The following is a 19,644-nucleotide window of genomic DNA, read 5'->3' on the forward strand; positions in this document are numbered from 1 at the left end:
TTATGGACGAACTTCAGAAAAAGATATCGCAGCTTGACCCGGATCGGATGCCGGTCCATGTCGCTATGATTATGGATGGCAACGGGAGATGGGCAAAGCGGCAGGGTTTCGCTCGAAGTGACGGACATGCCGAGGGCGTGTCGACGGTGCACCGGGTGACCAAACTTTCTTCAGATCTCGGAGTGAAGTATCTTACCCTTTATGCCTTCTCGACGGAGAATTGGAACCGTCCGGCAGATGAGGTCGACACGCTGATGTATCTGATAGGATGGGCAATCGAACGGGAACTCCCGGAATTGCTCCGTAACAACGTGCGGATTCATCTTCTTGGCGATATCGAAAGGATTCCGGAAGACGCACGCAACCGTCTTCTCTATGCAAGGGATGCCACCGCGCATTGCACCGGACTGCAGCTAAACATGTGTCTCAGCTATTCGGCACGTTGGGAGATAACGGAGGCGGCTCGCAAGATTGCCTGTCGTCTGGCTGCCGGAGAAATCTCGCCGGAGGATATATCGGAGGATATGGTGTCGGAGAATCTGACAACCGCCGGAATCCCCGACCCCGACCTGCTGATACGCACCGGAGGCGAGGAGAGAATTTCGAATTATCTACTGTGGCAGATCGCTTACAGCGAACTGTATTTCACGCCTGTGCTGTGGCCTGATTTCTCGGATGAGGAATATGTGGACGCAATACTCGATTTCCAGAGCAGAGAGCGTCGGTTTGGAAAGACGAGCGAACAAGTGCAGAATAACAATAATATATCATCAGAATGAAGAATCTGCTGAAGGTTTCATTGATTGCAGCCACTATGTCGGCAGCTCCCGGGGCTTTTGCCCAGGATGCTGTGCCGTCGATAGTGAACGATACAATCTATAATCCCGACATAATCTATTCTCCTATACCGAAAGTATATGAGATTGCCGGTATAAGGGTGGAAGGCATAAATCATGTTGACGACTACCTTATCATCGCCCATTCCGGGCTCTCTGTCGGTGAGAAGGTGGAGGTGCCGGGAAGTGCGCTTACCAATGCCACAAAACGCCTCTGGCGTCAGGGTCTGTATTCCAAGGTGCAGATTTCTGCCGAAAAGGCACATGGAAATAAAATCTGGCTCGTCATTTCGCTCAGGCAACAGCCCAGAATGTCGGAGATGCGCTTCAATGGCGTGAAAGGTGGTGAGAAGAAGGATATCACCGACCGTCTGTCGATGGTGCCCGGACAGCAGATCACTCCGAATATCGTGGCGCGCGCTACTCAGATCGTCAAGGATTATTATGGCGCGAAAGGTTTCAAGAATGCTAATGTCACAATCCATCAGGTGCCTGATCTCTCGAAGGAGAACGAGGTGTATCTTGATGTGAACGTCGACCGTCACAACAAGGTCAAGGTCCATAAGATATATATCGGCGGCAACGAGGTGCTTTCCGACAGAAAGGTGAAGGGAGCGATGAAGAAGACCAACGAGAATGGCAACATCCTCAATCTCTTCAAGCAGAAAAAATTTGTCGACAGCGATTATAAGGACGATAAGGTGCGAATAATCGAAAAGTACAACGAGCTTGGCTATCGTGATGCACGTATCGTGAAGGACAGTGTCGTGAAGTATGACGACAAGACTGTCGATGTCTACATCGACGTGGAAGAGGGTAAGAAATATTATATCAGCGATATAAACTGGGTTGGCAACTCTGTATATCCTACTGAAATCCTTAGCAATGTGCTTGGTATATATCCAGGAGATGTCTACAACCAGAAATTGCTTGAGAAGCGTACCACTCAGGATGATGATGCCGTCAACAGCCTTTATCTCGACAATGGCTATCTCTTCTTCCAGTTGGTTCCTATTGAGGAGCAGGTGAAGGGTGACAGCATTGCGCTTCAGATGAGGGTCATTGAGGGTCCGCAGGCAAGAATCAACCGCGTCGTGATTAATGGTAACGACCAGCTCTTTGAGAAGGTTATCCGTCGTGAACTTCGTGTGCGTCCCGGTGACCTATTCTCTAAGACCGACCTCATGCGTTCTGCACGTGAGATAGCAGCGTCCGGACATTTCAACCCGGAGACTATGGGTATAAATCCGGAGTCTAATGAGGAGGACGGAACTGTAGATATTGTGTTTGACCTTGAGTCAAAGGCAAACGATAAGGTTCAGTTGTCGTTCGGTTGGGGACAGACGGGCGTAACGGGACAGGTGTCGCTCTCATTCTCCAACTTCTCTATAAAGAATCTCTTCAATCCCGGATCCTACCGTGGCATTATCCCGCGTGGCGACGGTCAGACATTCTCAATATCTGCCCAGACCAATGCGAAATACTATCAGAGCTACAGCATCTCGTTCTTCGACCCATGGTTTGGAGGCAAACGTCCGAACTCATTGTCGGTGAGCCTTGACTATAGCCGTCAGACCGGTATCAACTCCAGCTTCTACTCGAATCAGTTCTGGAACAGTGGTTATAGTAGCCTTTGGAATTACGGTTCTTATGTCAACAATAATTCTGGCTATTATTATCAGAATGCCTACGACCCCAACAAGGTGCTTCAGGTGGCAGGCGTGAGTGCCGGATTCGGTACGCGTCTCTCCTGGCCTGACGACTATTTCCAGTTCCAGGCATCACTTTCCTACCGTTGGTATTATCTGAAGAACTGGGAGTATCTCTACTATATGAACAACGGTGTGTCAAACTCCATAATACTCGGTTTGGCATTGTCGCGTTCAAGTGTTGACCAGCCGATTTATCCGCGTCGTGGTTCTGAGTTCTCCGTCAACCTGACGATGACGCCTCCGGCAAAATGGTTCTCCGGTAAGAAGAACTGGGCAGAGCTTGCCCGCCTTGCCAACAGTGCCACCAACAGAGACACTGAGACTCGCGAGGCAGCCGCCAAGGATATGTATAAGTGGATTGAATATTGGAAGGTAAAATTCAAGAGCAAGACCTACACTCCGCTCACCGACCCGCAGGGACAGTGGACTCTCGTGCTCATGACGCGTGCCGACTTCGCTCTGCTTGGATCATGGAACAAGCACTTCAAGACTCCGTTCGAGACGTTCTACTTCGGTGGTGACGGTATGTCGGGAAGCTACACATACGCTACGGAGACAGTCGCCATGCGTGGTTATGAGAACGGACAGTTCACACCATGGGGATATGAGGGCTATGCCTACGGACGTTTCGGCATGGAGCTTCACTTCCCATTCATGCTTCAGCCTTCTACCACGATCTATGCGTTGGCATTTGCCGAGGCGGGTAACTGTTGGACCTCTGTCAAGCAGTTCTCACCGTTTAACCTGAAACGAAGCGCGGGTGTCGGTATCCGTCTGTATCTCTCCATGCTTGGTTTCCTCGGCATCGACTGGGGCTACGGTTTCGACAAGGTGTGGGGCACACGTGGCGGCAGCCAGCTTCACTTCGTGCTCGGTCAAGAATTTTAACACTTTTTCAGATGATTTTGAACCCCATGGGGAGTGCGTATGTTTAAACTATGGAGTCCCCGATGGGTCTTATAGATAAGACACGGCGGCCGTCAGATGAAGATTAAGAGTTGTCTGTCGGCCGTCGGTATCAGATTGAAGAAACAAAATCAAAACAGAAAAGAATATGAAAAAGATAATCCTTACCCTTTTTGTGGCTCTTATGGCAGCCGGTATGGCAACAGCGCAGAAGTTTGCGCTTGTCGATATGGACTATATTCTCCGCAACGTTCCCGCCTATGAGATGGCAAACGAGCAGTTGAATCAGGTGTCGCAGCGATGGGAGAAAGAGGTCAACGAGTTGTCAAAGGCAGCGGAGACAATGTATAAGAACTATCAGAGCGATATGGTCTTCCTGACCGACGACCAGAAGAAGAAACGCGAGGAGGAGATTGTAGCCAAGGAGAAAGAGGTGACCGACCTCCGTTATAAATATTTCGGACCGGAAGGGGAGCTTTACAAGAAGCGTCAGTCGCTGATGAAGCCTATCCAGGAGGATGTCTACAATGCCGTGAAAGCTGTTGCCGAGGAGAAGGGGTATCAGACCATTTTTGACCGTGCATCATCCCAAAGCATCGTTTTTGCATCACCGAGAATAGATGTGAGCAATGAAGTGCTCGCAAAATTGGGTTATTCCAAATAAATTAAGTAACTTTGCGATTATAATCCAAGGTTGCGCAAGTAATCCGGAAAAGATAGAAATTTAAATAACAAACCAAACGAAATGCTTAAGAAACTATTGTTAGTGGCAGCCGTGCTCATCCCTATGCTGGCTTCCGCACAGACACTGAAAATCGGACTCGTTGACACAGGCGAAATCTTCTCAAAGATGCCGGAATCCGCAGCTGCTCAGAAGCAGGTGGAGGATGTCAACAAGAAGTATGAGGATGAATACGCTAAACTCGGCGAGGAGATGAAGCGTATGTATGACGAGCTCCAGCAGATGAAAGAGGATGAACTCCCTGCAATCCGTGAGCGTAAGACCCGTGAGTTTACTGACTATCAGCAGAAAATCTCCCAGTTTGAGCAGCAGGCGATGCAGGATCTTCAGAAGCTTCAGCAGGAATTGATGGCTCCTATCATGCAGAAAATCCGTGGTGCTGTAGAGGCTGTAGGCAAGGAGGGTGGCTATTCTCTCATTCAGGAGAAGAATCCTCAGCTCACAATCTATTTTGCCGCTCCAGTGGTGGATATCACCGGTGAGGTAAAGGCAAAACTCGGTGTGCAGTGATTTTGCATGTGTGAAGATATTGGAAGCGGGACCTCATGGTTCCGCTTTCTCTTTTGTAAAACCTATTTCTTTTGAAAACCGCGATGACCACATGCCGGTCATCCCTCATTTTTTAAGGATATGCCAATAGGAATATTTGATTCCGGCTACGGAGGGCTTACTATTCTCCGGGAAATAGCGGAGAGACTGCCGCAATATGATTATCTGTATCTCGGCGATAATGCGCGTGCCCCATACGGTACACGTTCGTTTGACATCGTGTACGACTTCACGCTGCAAGCAGTGAAGGCTCTCTTCGAGAGAGGATGCCACCTCGTTATATTAGCGTGCAACACGGCTTCGGCTAAGGCCTTGAGATCGATTCAGCAGAATGATCTCCCCGGTATCGACCCGTCGAGAAGGGTGCTGGGGGTGATACGACCCACAGTGGAGATCCTTGATGAGGTGTCGAATTCCGGACATGTGGGGCTTCTTGCCACACCCGGCACCGTGGCGAGTCATTCGTATGCGATGGAGCTTGAGAAGATGAAGCCAACTATGCACATAACGGAGCATGCCTGCCCGATGTGGGTGCCGATTATTGAGAATAATGAGGCAGAGGGGGAGGGTGCGGATTACTTCGTCATGAAGTATATCGACGAGATCATGAAGAAAGATCCGGAGATAGACACTCTTGTGCTTGGCTGCACACATTACCCCTTGCTGATTAACAAGATAAGACGTTACACTCCGCCGGGTGTGAGGATATTTGCGCAGGGGGAGCGGGTGGCGGAGAGTCTTGCCGACTATCTTATACGCCATCCTGAGATTGAGGAGAGATGTGAGAAGAATGGGAAGATTCAGTTTCTCACTACGGAAAGCCCGGATAAATTTGATGCTCTCGCATCCATTTTCTTGGGTAAGGAAGTGAAGTCTTCAAGGATAATTTTAACCTAAGACACTTATGGATATCGAAACGATTAAGAAAATGCTGCCGGGAGAAGCTATCCCGGCATTTGATGAGTATCTGAAGAATAATCCGGATGATGACGAGGCATACCTCATGCGCGGACTGAAGCATTGGGCTGCCGGACACAGGTCGTTGGCAATCAACGACTATCTGAAGGCTATAAGCATAAACCCCGAAAGCCGTGCGACACAGGCTCTCGAGGCTGCCAACAGTATACTTGATTTCTATAATAAGGATTTATATAATCCATGATAGGCCGGAGCGGATGGATGTTATGCCTTTGATGCCTTACGCCCGAATTTCGCGCATTTGGGCGAATAGGCTATCGTGACGCAGCATCCCTCCGATTCGTAGGAGTAAAGCTCCATCTCCACAACCTCTTTCCTTATTTCGGTCGCCGGTGATTCATCCTGGTGATTCCTCATGTCGGCAACAAGCACTTGGGCTTTACCGATTACCGGGGCGGGGGCACCGGGGAGGTTCATCTGGCGGTCGATGGCAGGAAGACTCTTGATCGTGATGTCGTTTCTGAAATCAAGACCTTCGGTCATTGCTGCCTTGTAGAGAGCCTCCTTAGAGGTCCAGGCTATGATATTCGCTTCAAGGCTATCTTCACTGACTATTGCCTTCTCCTCGTCGGAGAGGAACTTATCGCGCACTCTAAGCACCTGCTCACGGTCAAGACGTTCGGCATCGATGCCCATTGCGGTGCGCGGTGCGAATTGACTGAGATTTGCTTCCGGAGTTTTCGGCAACGTAGCCACTGCGAGAAGGTGTGCGGTGTGGGTGATAGATATGCGGGATGTAAGACCAAACAGGAATGGTGCTCCGTTGGCAAAATGCCCGATTTCACGGAATCCGTCGACTCCATTCTCACAATAAATCTGCATCGCCATGTCGCGCCATAACTTTCCCGACTTGTTTTCCATGCCGGAAATCTCCTCCACCTTAATGCCGACCGGGGTAGGGTGACGCCAATAAATGAATTCAGTTTCCATTATTAATTCTGATTATCCGGTTGTTCCGTCGTCTCTTTTGGGGTATTGTCGACGGTGACTTTTACTTTGGTGATACGGTGACGTTCCACCTGCATTACCTGAAAATTGAAAGGTCCGCGTTTAAGGTTCTCTTTCAATGTCGGGAAATCCCCTTTTATCTCAAGAAGCAGTCCTGCCAATGTCTCAGCCTCTCCGTAGTCGCCGAGCACCTCCTCTTCCACGCCGGTGATATGACAGAAATCGCTTATCGAGATTTTTGCGTCGAAGATAAAGGTGTTGGCATTTATTTTCTTATATACGGATGTGGATTCGTCATATTCATCATCGATCTCTCCGACAATCTCCTCAATAATATCCTCAAGGGTCACCATGCCGCGAGTGCCGCCATATTCATCGACCACGATGGCGATGTGTATCTTCTTCTTGCGGAAATCCTCAAGAAGATCGTCGATCATGCGGTTTTCCGGCACGAAATATGGCTCGCGCAAGAGAGTCTGCCAGCGGAACGAGTCACCCTGTTTGCCGATATACGGCAGCACGTCTTTTGAATAGAGTATACCGCGTATGGTGTCTTGCGACGTGTCATAAACCGGTATGCGGGAGAATCCGGATTTCAAAATCACCTCCATAGCTTCGCTCCAGGTGTCGTGGTACTCAATGGCTGTGATGTCTACTCTGGATATCATGATGTCGCATGCCTCTTTCTCCCCGAAAGTGAGGATACCTTCCAGCAGCTCCTTATCCTTCCCCTCCTGTATGTCGGAAATCTGGAGAGCCTTCTCAAGCTCGTCAGTCGATAGGTTTTCATTCTTTTTGGTTACTACCTTGTTGACGAGGATAGATGATTTCACCATCAGCCTTGCGAGAGGGGATGTGAGCCGATAGATGATGGAGAGTGGTGTTGCGGCAGTCTTCACCCATTTCACAGTGTTGTTGCGGGCAACGAGTTTCGGGAATATCTCCCCGAAAAGCAATAATAGGAATGTCAGGAATACGGTCTGGCATAGAAAGTCTACGACCGGGCTCAGAAAGCTGACCGCCTGGTTGATTGCGTAGCTGAGCACCACGACCATTGTGATGTTGACCAGATTATTGGATATGAGGATTGAAGCCAGCAACTGCTCGCTGTTGTGCAGGAGGGTACAAACTTTTTTTGATTGTGAATCCTCTTCCTCTTCAAGAGTTTCGATCTCGGAATCGTTAAGACCAAAATAGGCTATCTCACTGCCGGAGACGAAAGCCGAGAGCATAAGGCAGCATACCGCTACAAATAGAAGGGTGCCCCACGACACCCAATTTTCCGGAGCATGCAGTTCGATTGCCTGCAAGAGTAAAGACATTAGTGTGATTGTGGGAGATGGTAAAGGGTCTGTGTCCAAAATATAGTGTATTGGTTATTATGCTGCAAAGATAATAGTTTGGCATGAGATATGCAAAAAAATCATCTTTTATACGGTTTCTACGAGGTTTTGGCGCACGTACCAGATGTAGCCGCGTATGTCGCGTATGCCCGAAGCCTCATGGAACGTCCGTATGTAGTCTGCCACCTGTTTATGATAGGATTTCACGCCTGTGTTTGAGCCGAATTTATAGTCGATTATGATGGCCTGCTTACGGTCGGGCGAAATCATGATGCGGTCCGGACGGCGATCAGTGGAATATGGGTAGAGTATCGGACGCTCATTGATCACTTTCCAATCACTCTCGAACCATTCCCGTGCCAATGGTGATGCGATTGCCTTTTCAAGCAGCTCACCCCATTCCTTAAATCTTTCGCGAGGAGCCAACCCTTTCATCTTTATGGCGGTCAATGCCCTCGGCAAGTCGTTGCTTACCTTCACCATACCCATTATGGCATGAAGGATGTTGCCTTCCGAACGTGGGTCGTTGTCAATGGCATCCGGACGTGTTGTCTCATCATCATCATTACCATCCTCCGCAGGAGTCGGTATTTCAAGGTCTCGCTCAACATACTGAAGTATTGCCGGGCTGCTGTCAACTCCATATTCCTCTATCACCAGTTCCCCCTCCTGCATGGCTGCATCCGAAGCATCAGTAGCTATCTCAACATGAGATTCCACTTCCGGTCGCTCCCCGAAAGAGAGTATGTCGGCAGTCTCATTCCAGTGAGAAATACCTTTCGGGAGCATGAAATCACTCTTGTCGGGCATCTCTATCTCATCGAGCAGCTCGTCGGCATTGCCGCATATCTCCTTCAGATAGCTTCCGAGGGCCGTGCTTACACGTTTGGGAGCCTTCGTGAAGATATATAGCTCGCTCACGGCACGGGTGAACGCCACGTAGATGGCATTCAGATTGTCCATGATGAAGAGGTCATGATATTTGAGGTACTCCTCCTCATGTTCGGTGCCGAGAAGCTGCGGCGTTGTCTCCACAGGGAGATATTTCGGCAGACCTTCATCGACGAATGATTGCGCCGTCTTTACCCATCTCCATTCCTTCTTGCGTGCGGAGGGGGTGAGGGCTGTGTTGGCGTATGGCATGATCACGCATTTGAACTCCAACCCCTTCGCCTTATGGATGGTCATGATCTGTATGGCATCCGTACCCTCCGGCGATGAGATGGATTTATCCTTCCCCTTGGTGTCCCACCAGTTGAGGAAAGAGGCGAGATCGGCAGATGAGCGTTCACAATAATCGAGCACCATATCCTGAAGCGCGGCGATGAATACCGCCTGCGACTTGCGAAGGTTCTCCGGCACGAAATTCTCCGTGATTGCCTCGATGAGAGCCGGAAGAGCCACTGATTGCATCTTTGCCAGCATATTGTTGATCACGTCGTCGGGCGCCGCCTCATTCAGGAACCCGGAGATCTGCTCCGCCACGCTGAGATTGGAATTGCGCAGTGAGTAGAACGTGAAGTTTGTGCGTATCTCCTCCCAGTTTTGGGTCTGTATGGTCTCTGTCTCCTCCTCCGGATTTACGGATAGCCCTATTGCCATCTTTCGCAGCACGCTGATGATTATGCCTGTGGCTTCAGCGGAGGATACGAGCAGGGATTCCTCACTGATGAAGTCTATTTTCCTCTCGCCGCGAGGCAATGCGGAATTATAGGCTACAATAGCGGAGATCACATCTTTGCCGAGCTGGTTCGTATCTACGAGCACGGCTATGTCGCGGCATCTGTAGCCGCGCTGCATAAGGTCGGAAATCAGCGGACAGACATCCTCTATCATGCTGTTGCCACTCTCTTCCTCCTCGCCGTCGCTACTCTCTCCACCCTTATTCTCAAAGAAGCGAATCTCCACGTAGCCACGTTCCTCTCGGTGGCTTGGAAATTGCGCCACATTATTGTAAAGGTTGCCGAAATCGAGAGTCCCCTTCACTTTATCGGTTGAGAGAAGCTGCTTTATGAGGGAATGGAAGAAGAAATTGTTGAACTCCACGATTCTGCGGTCAGACCGCCAGTTGGTGTTTTCCGCCTTGCTCATTCCGGCGGCACGATGGCGCGAGAATGTGGAGGGCACGACGGTGGTGATCAGCGACGGGTCGGCATTACGGAAACGGTAGATACTCTGCTTGGCATCGCCGATGATAAGGTTATCCTCTCCACGGCTGTCGCTCTCCGAGAGGAGCGGTTTCAGAATGTCCCATTGCATCTTCGAGGTGTCTTGAAACTCATCAATAAGGAAATTGTCGAGAGTCGTGCCGAGACGTTCGTAGATGAATGGGGTGTCGTCATCCCCGATGATTCTTTTCAATATTGAGTTTGTCTCGCCAAGCTGAATCATATTGTTGGCATCGAGAAACTCTGTCATCATTTTGCGCGCCTCTCCGAGCAATCCGAGGTAGGGGAGAAGTGTGGAGTAGATCGTCCAATATTTCCAATCCCTTGATTCGCGCAGGGCGATCCATCGGTCGTAGGCGGCATACATTATTGCAGCGGTGCGGTTGATCTCATCGGCATCCGGGCAACTTACTCCCTTCTTGAGAATCGGTTTGGTGTCGGCATCCTTCAGCGACTTGAAGAGATTCTTCGAGGATGCAGATTCGTTGATTTTTATCAGCGGGAGCTTGTTGATGTGGGAATGGAAATAACCCCGGCATCCCTCCTTCGGATTTATACCGTTACGTTTCAGCATTCGAGAGAGACGGTTGCAACATTCCTGTGCTTCCTTCAATGCCTCTATTATAGGAGGCTCGATACGGTTCTTTATCTTGAAATAAGCGTTTACGAGCGGGTCGTATTCCTCCGAAGAATCGAAATAATTGTCGAGATCGGCGCGTATCTCTTTGAAACTCTCATTCTCCAGACAATGTATCGTCTTCCGGAGTCGCGTATAGATGGATTGCCTTGTCTTGCTGCGTTGGAACACGTTCCAGTTTGAACCGGCACCTGCTGCATCATCCATCAGGCATCTCAGCCATATCTCGGCGGAAGCACCGGATTGAGGGGTATTGTTGATGGTGTCGAGAGTGGCGTCTACCGCAGCTGTGGCGAGATAGTCGGTGTCGATCTCCACCTGATAAGAATCGTTGAGGTTAGCCTCGTAGGCGAAAGTGCGCAGGATCGATTGGAAGAAAGAGTCGATTGTCGACACCTTAAAGTCAGAATAATTGTTGAGGAGCATGAAAAGTGCGTCACGGCATGCGCGTCCCACTTGCGAGGGCTCTACGCCAAGTTCCTCGGAAAATTCCTTTAGATAAGCCGTATTCTTAAGCATCTCCGGAGTCACATTCCCGGATGCTGCAAGGGCAATATCAGCAAGCTTCGCCACGATACGCTGCTTCATCTCGTTAGTCGCCTTGTTGGTGAACGTGATCGCAAGTATTCGCGGAAGCTCGTATGCTATCTCCTTCGACGTGCGTAGCCGGCATGTGGTGTTGTTTCTGAACGTGATCAGAAACCAGATGAATTTCTTTGCGAGGGTATATGTCTTGCCCGAACCGGCAGATGCGCGTTGAAGTTGAAGCATGTCTTTAATTTTGTTTTGTAACTATTTCGTCTTGTATCCGAGGCTGCGGAGTATGTTTGTCACGTCGTTCTTGCGGTCGCCCTGTATAAGGATCTCGCCGTCGCGGGTGCTCCCTCCGGTGCCGAGTTTCTGTTTGAGGGTCTTGGCGAGCGATTCGAGCGCGTCGTCGCTCCCTTCGAAGCCCTCTATGATTGTGGCGGTCTTGCCTTTTCGTCCCTTCCTGTCGGTAATGACGTATAGGGGCGACTTCTGTACAGATCCCTTCGTTGAGCCTTCATCCTTTTGGGAGCTTTCATCAGTGGGTTCCGGAGAGTTGTCTTCCGGTATTGCCCCGGAGCTTTTCAAGGCTCCGAGGGCATCTTTCCAGTCAATATTCATATCGGTGGATTTATCAGAACAAGAGCATCAGGCGTGCCTGAAAACCGTTGAGGGTCATGGGGTCATGCCCCTCGCGGTTCCATACGTGGGTGTATGAGTAGTTAAGACGCGCCGTGATGTAGGGGTTGAAATAATAGTTGAAAGTGACGTTAAACCCGTTTGCACACCCTCCGAAGATATTAGCCTTGCTATCCGAGAGAGTGGCATAGTTATAGTTTACGACACACTCAAGAGTGTTGTTTTTCGGATTAGCCACCTGAGCGGTCGACGACACATAGCTGTATCTGTCGCCGAAGAGTATGCCGCGCAGTGAGGCGTAACCGCTCTGCGCATGATAGGCGGCGAGATTCTCCCGTCGGTTGATCTGCTGGAAGAAATATTGTCCTTCAAAAGCGAATCGGTCGTATGCGAAGAGAAGTTCAGGCGAGAATTTGAATGAGTTCATAGCCTTGTCTACCGTAGCGGAGACAGCCGTCTCCTGCACTACCTTCGTTGGGAAGTTAGCCGATAGGGTGAACCCGTCATGCACGTCCTCCTCCCCCTCGAGCCTTCTTTGCGGGGTGGCGAATCCGCCGCTTATCCCGGCATGGAATGCTGGTGCGCCTTCAGATGCCGTGCGCCATACGAGGCGGGTCAGGAGTCCGTAGCCCTGTTGGTTGAAGAGCGGGGCGTTCATGACGTTGGTCCTCGCGCTCGACTCCACGTGTGCGCTTACCGCACCATAGAAGGCGGGGGTATAGTTGACGTACATCACGCCTAACTGCAATCCGGGTGTGAAGAGTGCGCTGGCGAGCGGCTGTTCAAACGTGCTTTTCAGCGAGAGGGATGTAGATTGCAGTCCGAACTGGTGGATGAAGTTGCCAAACCGTATGGAACTGTGATTATTGAATCCATATTCGAGCCAGATGTTGCGTAGCCCTAACTTGGCGTAGGCATATCCCATGTCGATGTTCGCGCTCCATTTGCCATATTTGAACTTGGCACCCAGCCTCACCTCCGGAATCGCCATTCCGTCGGGAAACTGTTCCTTCTGAGGGGATGCGTATAGCGCACCGTCCATCAGTATCCTTCCCGAAGGCGTCACCTGTAGCTTCGGGGAATCGTCGGCTATTGCCGACGCTGAGGCGAGAATAAGGGGGAGAGCCGGTAAAATAAATTTAGCTTTCATCATCTGTAGTCAGTTCGGATAGATTAGTTGTCTCGAGATTGTGATGTGTCAACGCAGCTCCTTGCGGAGGTCGTCTACAGTCATTGCCCTTGCCTTCAGCTCGCCGTCGGCAGAATATACGAAATATGTCGGAAGTACGGATACATTATATTTCACAGCTGCCTTGGAATACTCGCCGTCGGGATCAAACACCGTCACCCACGGCAGGTTCTTTGCTGCGTCGCGCCAAGAATACTGGTCGGGGTCGAGAGAGACGTGATAGAAATTCACGTTTGATCCCATCGATGAATATAGTTTCGACAGTTCAAGGTTGAGAGCCGGGGAATCGGGGTGGGTTAATACCGAAAAAATCACCACAGTCGGTTTGCCGTTGCCCACAAATTCGGAGAGCTTGCGGTTTTTGCCGTTCTCGTCGGGGAGGTCGATGTCGATCATGGTAAGTTCCTCTGCTTGGATGGTATATTTAGGACCATTGCCGGCATTGCGGCGTTTCATTGCGCTGATTGATGTGTTTTCGAGAAGCGCAGTGTGGGGATCGTCGGGACGGAGCTGCTTAAACCCGTTAGCCACGGCAGCGAAATAGCGATAGTCGCGGTCGGGATCAAACAGAGGTCTGTTGCCTATCAGCTTTGTCAGGATATGGTAGCTGACGATTGATCCTTGTCCGTCGCGCATATATTTTGTGTAGATGTCGCGTTTGAAGGAATCGAGAGAGTCGGGGTTTGCGTCGGCAGGGAGAGCCAGGACCTCCTTCTCGAAGCGTTCGAGAGCCTCCGCCTTCTGGGAGCCGGAGAGGGTGAACTCAGTGCCGAACTTGTCGAGAGAGGATGTCAGCGTGACAGTCTCTGTGGAGTCGATGGGAACGTAGATGAATCGACCGTCGATCTCGACGCGGAAAATTTCGGGAGCCGCCGGCGCGGGGCGTGAGATGGAGAAAGCTCCGGATGAGGATACGCGTGCGGAATCGATGGCTACCCATCTTCCGTGGAAATCCGACTTGGCGAGCACAACGGAGCGGTTTTCCGCTCCATAAATCTCACCTTTAATCTTGAAATCATCATTGCCGCAAGAGGTTGCGAAGACAGAAATCAATAGGGAAGCTGCTGCGAGATGCCCTGAAAAGTATGTAAAATTCCGTTTCATGTCGTAAATAAATCAGTTTTCGGGGTGCAAATATAATAAGAATAAGTGGTTTAATAGGAATAAAAGTGTTAACTTTGCGCTAAATTTCATACAGCGAAGAAAAAACAAGAAATAATTTTATATGTTAAAGCCAGTAAAGAAGACCATTGAGCTTGGCGATGGCCGTCAGATTACGATAGAGACGGGCAAACTTGCAAAGCAGGCTGATGGCGCGGTGGAAGTGCGCATGGGCAACACTATGCTCCTTGCTACCGTATGTTCTGCCAAGGAGGCAAACGAGGGGGTTGACTTCATGCCTCTCACAGTAGAGTATAAGGAGAAATATTCCTCCATCGGCAGATACCCGGGCGGTTTTCTCAAGAGAGAGGGTCGTGCGAGCGATTACGAGATCCTCACATCCCGTCTTGTAGACCGTGTGCTCCGTCCGTTGTTCCCTGACAACTATCATGCGGAGACCTTCGTCAACGTGACAATGTATTCCGCCGATGCCAATGAGGCTCCCGATGCGCTTGCGGGCATCGCCGCTTCCGCTGCGTTGATGTGTAGCGACATTCCGTTCCAAGGTCCTATCTCCGAGGTGCGAGTTGCGCGTGTGGACGGTGAGTGGGTGATCAACCCGACTTTCGCACAGATGGAGCGTGCCGACATCGAACTGATGGTAGGTGCAACCTACGACAACATCATGATGGTGGAGGGCGAGATGAACGAGGTGTCGGAAGCTGAACTTCTCGAAGCTCTCAAAGTGGCTCATGATGAGATCAAGAAGCATTGCCTCGTGCAGCTCGAGCTTATGAAGGAAGCCGGCAAGGAGGTTAAGCGTGAATACTGCCACGAGATCAACGACGACGAGCTCAGAAAGGATGTTGAGGAGAAGTGCTACGACAAGGCTTATGCCATTGCACGCACAGGCTCTGCCGACAAACACTGGCGTGCCGACAGTTTCAAGGCTGTATGCGATGAATATATCGAGAATCTTCCCGAGATGACAGAGGAGCAGCTCGCTCTCTACACTCCCGAACAGCGCGTGGCAATGGTGAAACGCTACTATCATGACGTGGAGAAAGAGGCTATGCGCCGTTGCGTGCTCGATGAGGGTATCCGTCTTGACGGTCGTAAGACCACCGACATCCGTCCCATCTGGTGTGAGGTGGATTATCTGCCGGGTCCTCACGGAACTGCGATATTCACGCGTGGTGAGACTCAGGCTCTCGTCACTGCAACTCTCGGCACCACTCTCGACGAGAAGATAGTAGATGACGTGCTCAATCAGAACAAGGAGCGTTTCCTCCTTCACTATAATTTCCCCCCGTTCTCTACAGGCGAGGCACGCGCACAGCGTGGCGTAGGACGTCGTGAGGTGGGTCATGGTAATCTCGCTCACCGTGCGCTCAAACGCATGTTCCCCGACGGATTCCCCTACACCTGCCGTATCGTCAGCGATATCCTCGAGAGCAACGGTTCTTCATCAATGGCTACAGTCTGTGGCGGCACTCTCGCCCTGCTTGATGCCGGCGTCAAGATGAAACGCCCTGTTGCTGGCGTGGCTATGGGTCTTATCTCCGACAAGGGTGCGGTGAAATATGCAGTGCTTTCCGACATCCTCGGCGACGAGGATCATCTCGGCGACATGGACTTTAAGGTGACAGGCACCGAGAAGGGTATCACTGCCACTCAGATGGATATCAAGTGCGACGGTCTCAGCTACGAGATTCTGGAGAAGGCTCTCGAACAGGCACGTCAGGGACGTCTGCATATCCTCAATATCATTAAGGAGACTATTCCGGAGGCTCGCGAGGATTACAAGCCTCATGTGCCCCGTCTGTTCACTCTCGAAATCCCGAAGGAGCTTATCGGTGCTGTCATCGGACCGCAGGGTAAGATTATCCAGGGCATTCAGGAGGAGACCGGTGCCACTATCTCTATCGAGGAGGATGAGAACCGCGGTGTAGGTATCGTGGAGATCGCTTCCAAGGATAAGGAGAGCATCGATGCCGCTCTTGCCAAGATCAAGGCTATCGTGGCTCAGCCCGAGGAGGGTGAGGTGTATGACGGCACAGTCCGTTCGATCCTCGATTTCGGTGCGTTCGTGGAGTTCATGCCCGGACGCGACGGTCTGCTTCATATCAGCGAGATCTCTTGGAACCGTCTTGACTCTATGGAGCAGAGCGGTCTGAAGGAGGGCGACAAGGTGAAGGTTAAACTTATCGAGATCGACAAGAAGACCGGTAAGTATCGTCTCTCCATGCGTGTGCTCACCGAGAAACCGGAGGGTTACGTGGAGCGTGAGGCACGTCCGCGTCGCGAAGGTGGCGACCGTGGACCGCGCCGTGAGGGTGGCGACAACCGTCCGCGTCGTGATGGCAACGGACCACGCCGCGAAGGTGGCGACCGTGGACCGCGCCGTGATGGTGGTGATCGCGGACCGCGCCGTGACAACAACGGACCGCGCCGTTTCACTCCCCGCAACAACAACGAAGAGGAGGCATAAGCCGACAACTACATAAAAACAACGGAGGGATTGACGACCGTCAATCCCTCCGCTGTTTTTTTAATTTAGAATGTAGGAGTTTGCGGAGATAGACGTGGAGAGTGGATTGATTGTCATCAATGCCGAGTTTCCTGCGTATGGTGGTGCTGACGTTGTAATGGCGTTTCAGCTCAATGTAGTTGCCGACATCCTTCCCCCTCAGACCGAGGGCATAAAGACAGGCATAGTTGATCTCATCCTCGTCAAGCCCATGCTCCGTGAGATGGCGTATGAAATGCGGATGTGAAGCGGTGAAAGTCATACGTGTGGAATCCATGAACTCCTTCTTATCCCTTTTTACCGACTCAATCCATTTCTTGTAAGGTATGGCGTATGATTCATTATTCGTAATCTCCATTGCAAGTCGAGAATTGAGCATATCAAGACGTTTCCTTATAGTCTCCTGCATCTCCGACGAAAGTTTCCGATCCTGTTCAAGCAATGTGCCGAGATGCTCCATCTCATCCTCCAATTGAGATTTCTCCAGACGTAGGTTCTCCAGTTCGAGAGCCTGACGCTCCAGTGCATTCTCGGCAGCAATCCTCTGTAGCTCGCTATTCTCTTTCTCTTTCTGAACCGTCTTAATCTCCATATCGCCCATGGCTTTCTTTGATTTCATATCCCTGAAGAGATAATACAAGGTGGCGGATACCAATGATAGGAATAGGAACGTAATGACAGATACCCATATAATAGAATATCGCTTCTGCTTCTCCATGAGATTGCTGATCTCAAGCGCGTATTTCTTCTCGGCAAACAGTAGGTCGCTTTCAAAAAGGTTGGTGTCATACCTTGCCAAATGTCGGGTAAAATTCACCTGGCAGTCCAACGCCTTGCGGAAGTCACCGATACTCTCGTATGCAGATTTCATTACCGAGAAATACCTCAATGAATCGGTAGGTTCCAATTCAATCCCTTTGAGGCATTCCAATGCTTTCTCCCCCTCTCCTAAAGTGGAGTAGCCGTAAGCCCTGCTGAGCCGCATGGTCTTGGATGAATCCGTGGCGCAATAATTGTCAAGCAGCTCTCTCTTTTCCGAATCTGAGCCATACGTCATTATGTAGGTTATATACGACGGTAGGAAATCCTCCTCCGTTTCGGGATACTCCTTCACCAATCGTTGACAGACCTTCAATATGCTGTCTGCCCGCGATTTCTCTTCAAGTATAACATTGTTCACCAGTGCATTAGTATAACTTCTTACAGCGGGACGCATTTTATGTAATGATTCATATATCGGCGCAGCGATCAGTCTGATTTCAGCTTCCTCCTTCAGTTTATATTGTCGGTCATATAGCACAGACTTTGCCACAAGGAGATGGGCGAAAGTCAATGAATCGGTTATACCCTTGACTTCCGACGCATACATATATGTCTCCATCGCCTTGTCATCCTCCCCTCTGTTTCGGAATATTCGTCCTTGATAATATAAGGTTCGCAACCTCTCATCGGGAGAGCCGTTTTCAAGATAGTAGTTGATTGCCGGTTGAAGCACATCAAAAGTTGTCGTATCGATATATCTCTTATCCAAAGCCATTGACTTCAGCAAGGAATGTCTTGCCTTCATCTCCCGATTGTATAATTCATCCTCTTTGATCGCATCAAGAATAATCAATGCACTGTCGGGTGCTGTATCAAGAAGATTTTCCGCTATATTCATCTGTTGACTCGCTTCATTCTTCTCACCTCTGTTGCATCCAACAGAGATAGATAAGAAAATCAGAAGAACAAAGATGAGTAATGCTATATGTATAGGATATTTCATAAATATGGACTGATTTTTATGATTTAAGTGCAAAATTAAGCAAAATTTGATGGAATACAATATTTTAGCCTATAATAATGCTGACCGGATGCCCGTCAGCCGTTAATAAAAAAGTGGTCCTGTTAAATATTGCTAAAAAAATAAATTTATATATTATTGATAATCATAAAAATAAAAATCACTCCGTTAAATTTTTTTTCTTGCTGTTAAATGCTTTTTTATTTAACTTTGCACCGAATCAAACAAAAATAACTTGAATCATCATGAAGAAACTTATCCTTTTATGTATGTTCCTCTTCTCATTCTCAATCTCGACATTTGCCGACAAGGAGGAAATCATAATAACGAACCACAATAAACGGAATCCCTCTAAGGAGGAACGTGCACCAATGCGAATACCGTTACATGTGGTGTATGATACCGACACTCATATAATGGAAGTGACGGCACCGGAAACAATAGCAGCCGAAGTGTTCGTATATAATGCAGCAGGGACAATCGTCAGCTATTCCCCAGTGCTTAACTCAACCCTAAACATTCCGGATGATCCCGGCACATACACAATCCTCATCCAGTCTGATAGCTGGTATGCAGATGGTGAGATAATATTTTAAAATGTTAAAAATCCATATACTCATAATTATACTGAGTATAAGAATACCAATGATGTCACAATTAAATATCATTTTTTGAATTTCCATATTAACAAATTTCCTTTTGTTTCAGCTATGGATAATGATCATTTATTCATAATTTAACAAAGGGATAAATATTCACAAACTAAATTTTTTAAATTATGTATTTTTTATCAAAAGACCTTCTTGAAGAGATATCCAGAGACGGGATGTCACAAATCTTTGGAGGAGTAAGCGAGCCCGATGATGGGGACAAGGAAATTGACAACGGGAGAAATTGCGATGAAATCAACAATGGCATCAATTGTGATGTCATCAACAATGGAGTGAATTGCTCAGTGATCAACAATAAAGTTAATTGCGCACAAATCAACAATAAAGTTCATTGCGAGGACGTGTGATAGCCGCAAAAATCTGTGAAATTAGTCAGTCCTACCA

The 19,644-nt window shown here is 49.4% G+C and carries 16 protein-coding genes; 9 read left to right on the plus strand and 7 right to left on the minus strand.

Annotated elements, in window-relative coordinates:
• Window positions 1-2 precede the first annotated feature (2 nt).
• The 6 genes from E5331_RS06525 to E5331_RS06550 all read left to right on the plus strand — a co-directional run bounded on the left by E5331_RS06525 (window position 3) and on the right by E5331_RS06550 (window position 5,907).
• Window positions 3-779, plus strand: a complete 777-nt coding sequence (locus E5331_RS06525) for an isoprenyl transferase (RefSeq protein ID WP_123483701.1) — start codon at window positions 3-5, stop codon at window positions 777-779.
• Complete coding sequence (locus tag E5331_RS06530) at window positions 776-3,436, plus strand: BamA/OMP85 family outer membrane protein (RefSeq protein WP_123483702.1); 2,661 nt, start codon at window positions 776-778, stop codon at window positions 3,434-3,436. Before E5331_RS06525 ends, E5331_RS06530 begins: the two co-directional genes overlap by 4 nt.
• Before the next feature lie 166 nt (window positions 3,437-3,602).
• Window positions 3,603-4,118, plus strand: a complete 516-nt coding sequence (locus tag E5331_RS06535; RefSeq protein ID WP_123483703.1) for an OmpH/Skp family outer membrane protein — start codon at window positions 3,603-3,605, stop codon at window positions 4,116-4,118.
• Window positions 4,119-4,199: 81 nt separating this feature from the next.
• Window positions 4,200-4,706 (plus strand): OmpH/Skp family outer membrane protein, encoded by a 507-nt coding sequence (locus tag E5331_RS06540; RefSeq protein WP_123483704.1) that lies wholly within the window; start codon window positions 4,200-4,202, stop codon window positions 4,704-4,706.
• A 120-nt stretch (window positions 4,707-4,826) separates the two neighbouring features.
• A complete protein-coding gene (gene murI, locus E5331_RS06545) occupies window positions 4,827-5,642 on the plus strand; it encodes a glutamate racemase (RefSeq protein ID WP_123483705.1) in 816 nt (271 codons plus the stop codon).
• A gap of 7 nt (window positions 5,643-5,649) precedes the next feature.
• A complete protein-coding gene (locus tag E5331_RS06550; RefSeq protein WP_135984140.1) occupies window positions 5,650-5,907 on the plus strand; it encodes a tetratricopeptide repeat protein in 258 nt (85 codons plus the stop codon).
• A 20-nt stretch (window positions 5,908-5,927) separates the two neighbouring features.
• On the opposite strand, the gene E5331_RS06555 is transcribed toward E5331_RS06550, so the two are convergent.
• The 6 genes from E5331_RS06555 to E5331_RS06580 all read right to left on the minus strand — a co-directional run bounded on the left by E5331_RS06555 (window position 5,928) and on the right by E5331_RS06580 (window position 14,279).
• Window positions 5,928-6,653, minus strand: coding sequence for a 4'-phosphopantetheinyl transferase family protein (locus tag E5331_RS06555; protein ID WP_123483707.1), 726 nt, complete (start codon window positions 6,651-6,653; stop codon window positions 5,928-5,930).
• A gap of 2 nt (window positions 6,654-6,655) precedes the next feature.
• Window positions 6,656-7,993: a gliding motility-associated protein GldE gene (gldE, locus tag E5331_RS06560; protein WP_123483708.1), complete on the minus strand. Its 1,338-nt coding sequence runs from the start codon at window positions 7,991-7,993 to the stop codon at window positions 6,656-6,658.
• A 108-nt stretch (window positions 7,994-8,101) separates the two neighbouring features.
• Window positions 8,102-11,590: a UvrD-helicase domain-containing protein gene (locus tag E5331_RS06565; protein WP_123483709.1), complete on the minus strand. Its 3,489-nt coding sequence runs from the start codon at window positions 11,588-11,590 to the stop codon at window positions 8,102-8,104.
• A 21-nt stretch (window positions 11,591-11,611) separates the two neighbouring features.
• Entirely contained in the window at window positions 11,612-11,968 is a 357-nt protein-coding gene (locus E5331_RS06570) for a translation initiation factor (RefSeq protein WP_123483710.1), read from the minus strand.
• A 13-nt stretch (window positions 11,969-11,981) separates the two neighbouring features.
• A complete protein-coding gene (locus E5331_RS06575; protein WP_123483711.1) occupies window positions 11,982-13,139 on the minus strand; it encodes a porin in 1,158 nt (385 codons plus the stop codon).
• Window positions 13,140-13,184: 45 nt separating this feature from the next.
• On the minus strand, window positions 13,185-14,279 hold the full coding sequence (locus E5331_RS06580) for a thioredoxin-like domain-containing protein (protein ID WP_123483712.1): 1,095 nt from the start codon (window positions 14,277-14,279) through the stop codon (window positions 13,185-13,187).
• 121 nt (window positions 14,280-14,400) lie between these two features.
• Between E5331_RS06580 and pnp the strand changes: the two genes are divergently transcribed.
• The gene (pnp, locus tag E5331_RS06585; RefSeq protein WP_123483713.1) at window positions 14,401-16,767 is read left to right on the plus strand and encodes a polyribonucleotide nucleotidyltransferase; all 2,367 of its coding nucleotides are present in this window, start codon (window positions 14,401-14,403) and stop codon (window positions 16,765-16,767) included.
• Between the two features lie 40 nt (window positions 16,768-16,807).
• Here the strand turns inward: pnp and E5331_RS06590 are convergent, their stop codons facing one another.
• On the minus strand, window positions 16,808-18,571 hold the full coding sequence (locus E5331_RS06590; protein WP_135984142.1) for a hypothetical protein: 1,764 nt from the start codon (window positions 18,569-18,571) through the stop codon (window positions 16,808-16,810).
• Window positions 18,572-18,834: 263 nt separating this feature from the next.
• Here E5331_RS06590 and E5331_RS06595 point away from each other — a divergent pair, with 263 nt between their 5' ends.
• Together E5331_RS06595 and E5331_RS06600 are read left to right on the plus strand one after the other, a co-directional pair.
• Window positions 18,835-19,185, plus strand: coding sequence for a hypothetical protein (locus E5331_RS06595; RefSeq protein WP_123483716.1), 351 nt, complete (start codon window positions 18,835-18,837; stop codon window positions 19,183-19,185).
• Window positions 19,186-19,367: 182 nt separating this feature from the next.
• Window positions 19,368-19,607: a hypothetical protein gene (locus E5331_RS06600; RefSeq protein ID WP_123483717.1), complete on the plus strand. Its 240-nt coding sequence runs from the start codon at window positions 19,368-19,370 to the stop codon at window positions 19,605-19,607.
• Window positions 19,608-19,644 lie beyond the last annotated feature (37 nt).

The sequence above is a fragment of the Lepagella muris genome (genome assembly GCF_004793975.1).
Lineage (GTDB): Bacteria > Bacteroidota > Bacteroidia > Bacteroidales > Muribaculaceae > Lepagella > Lepagella muris.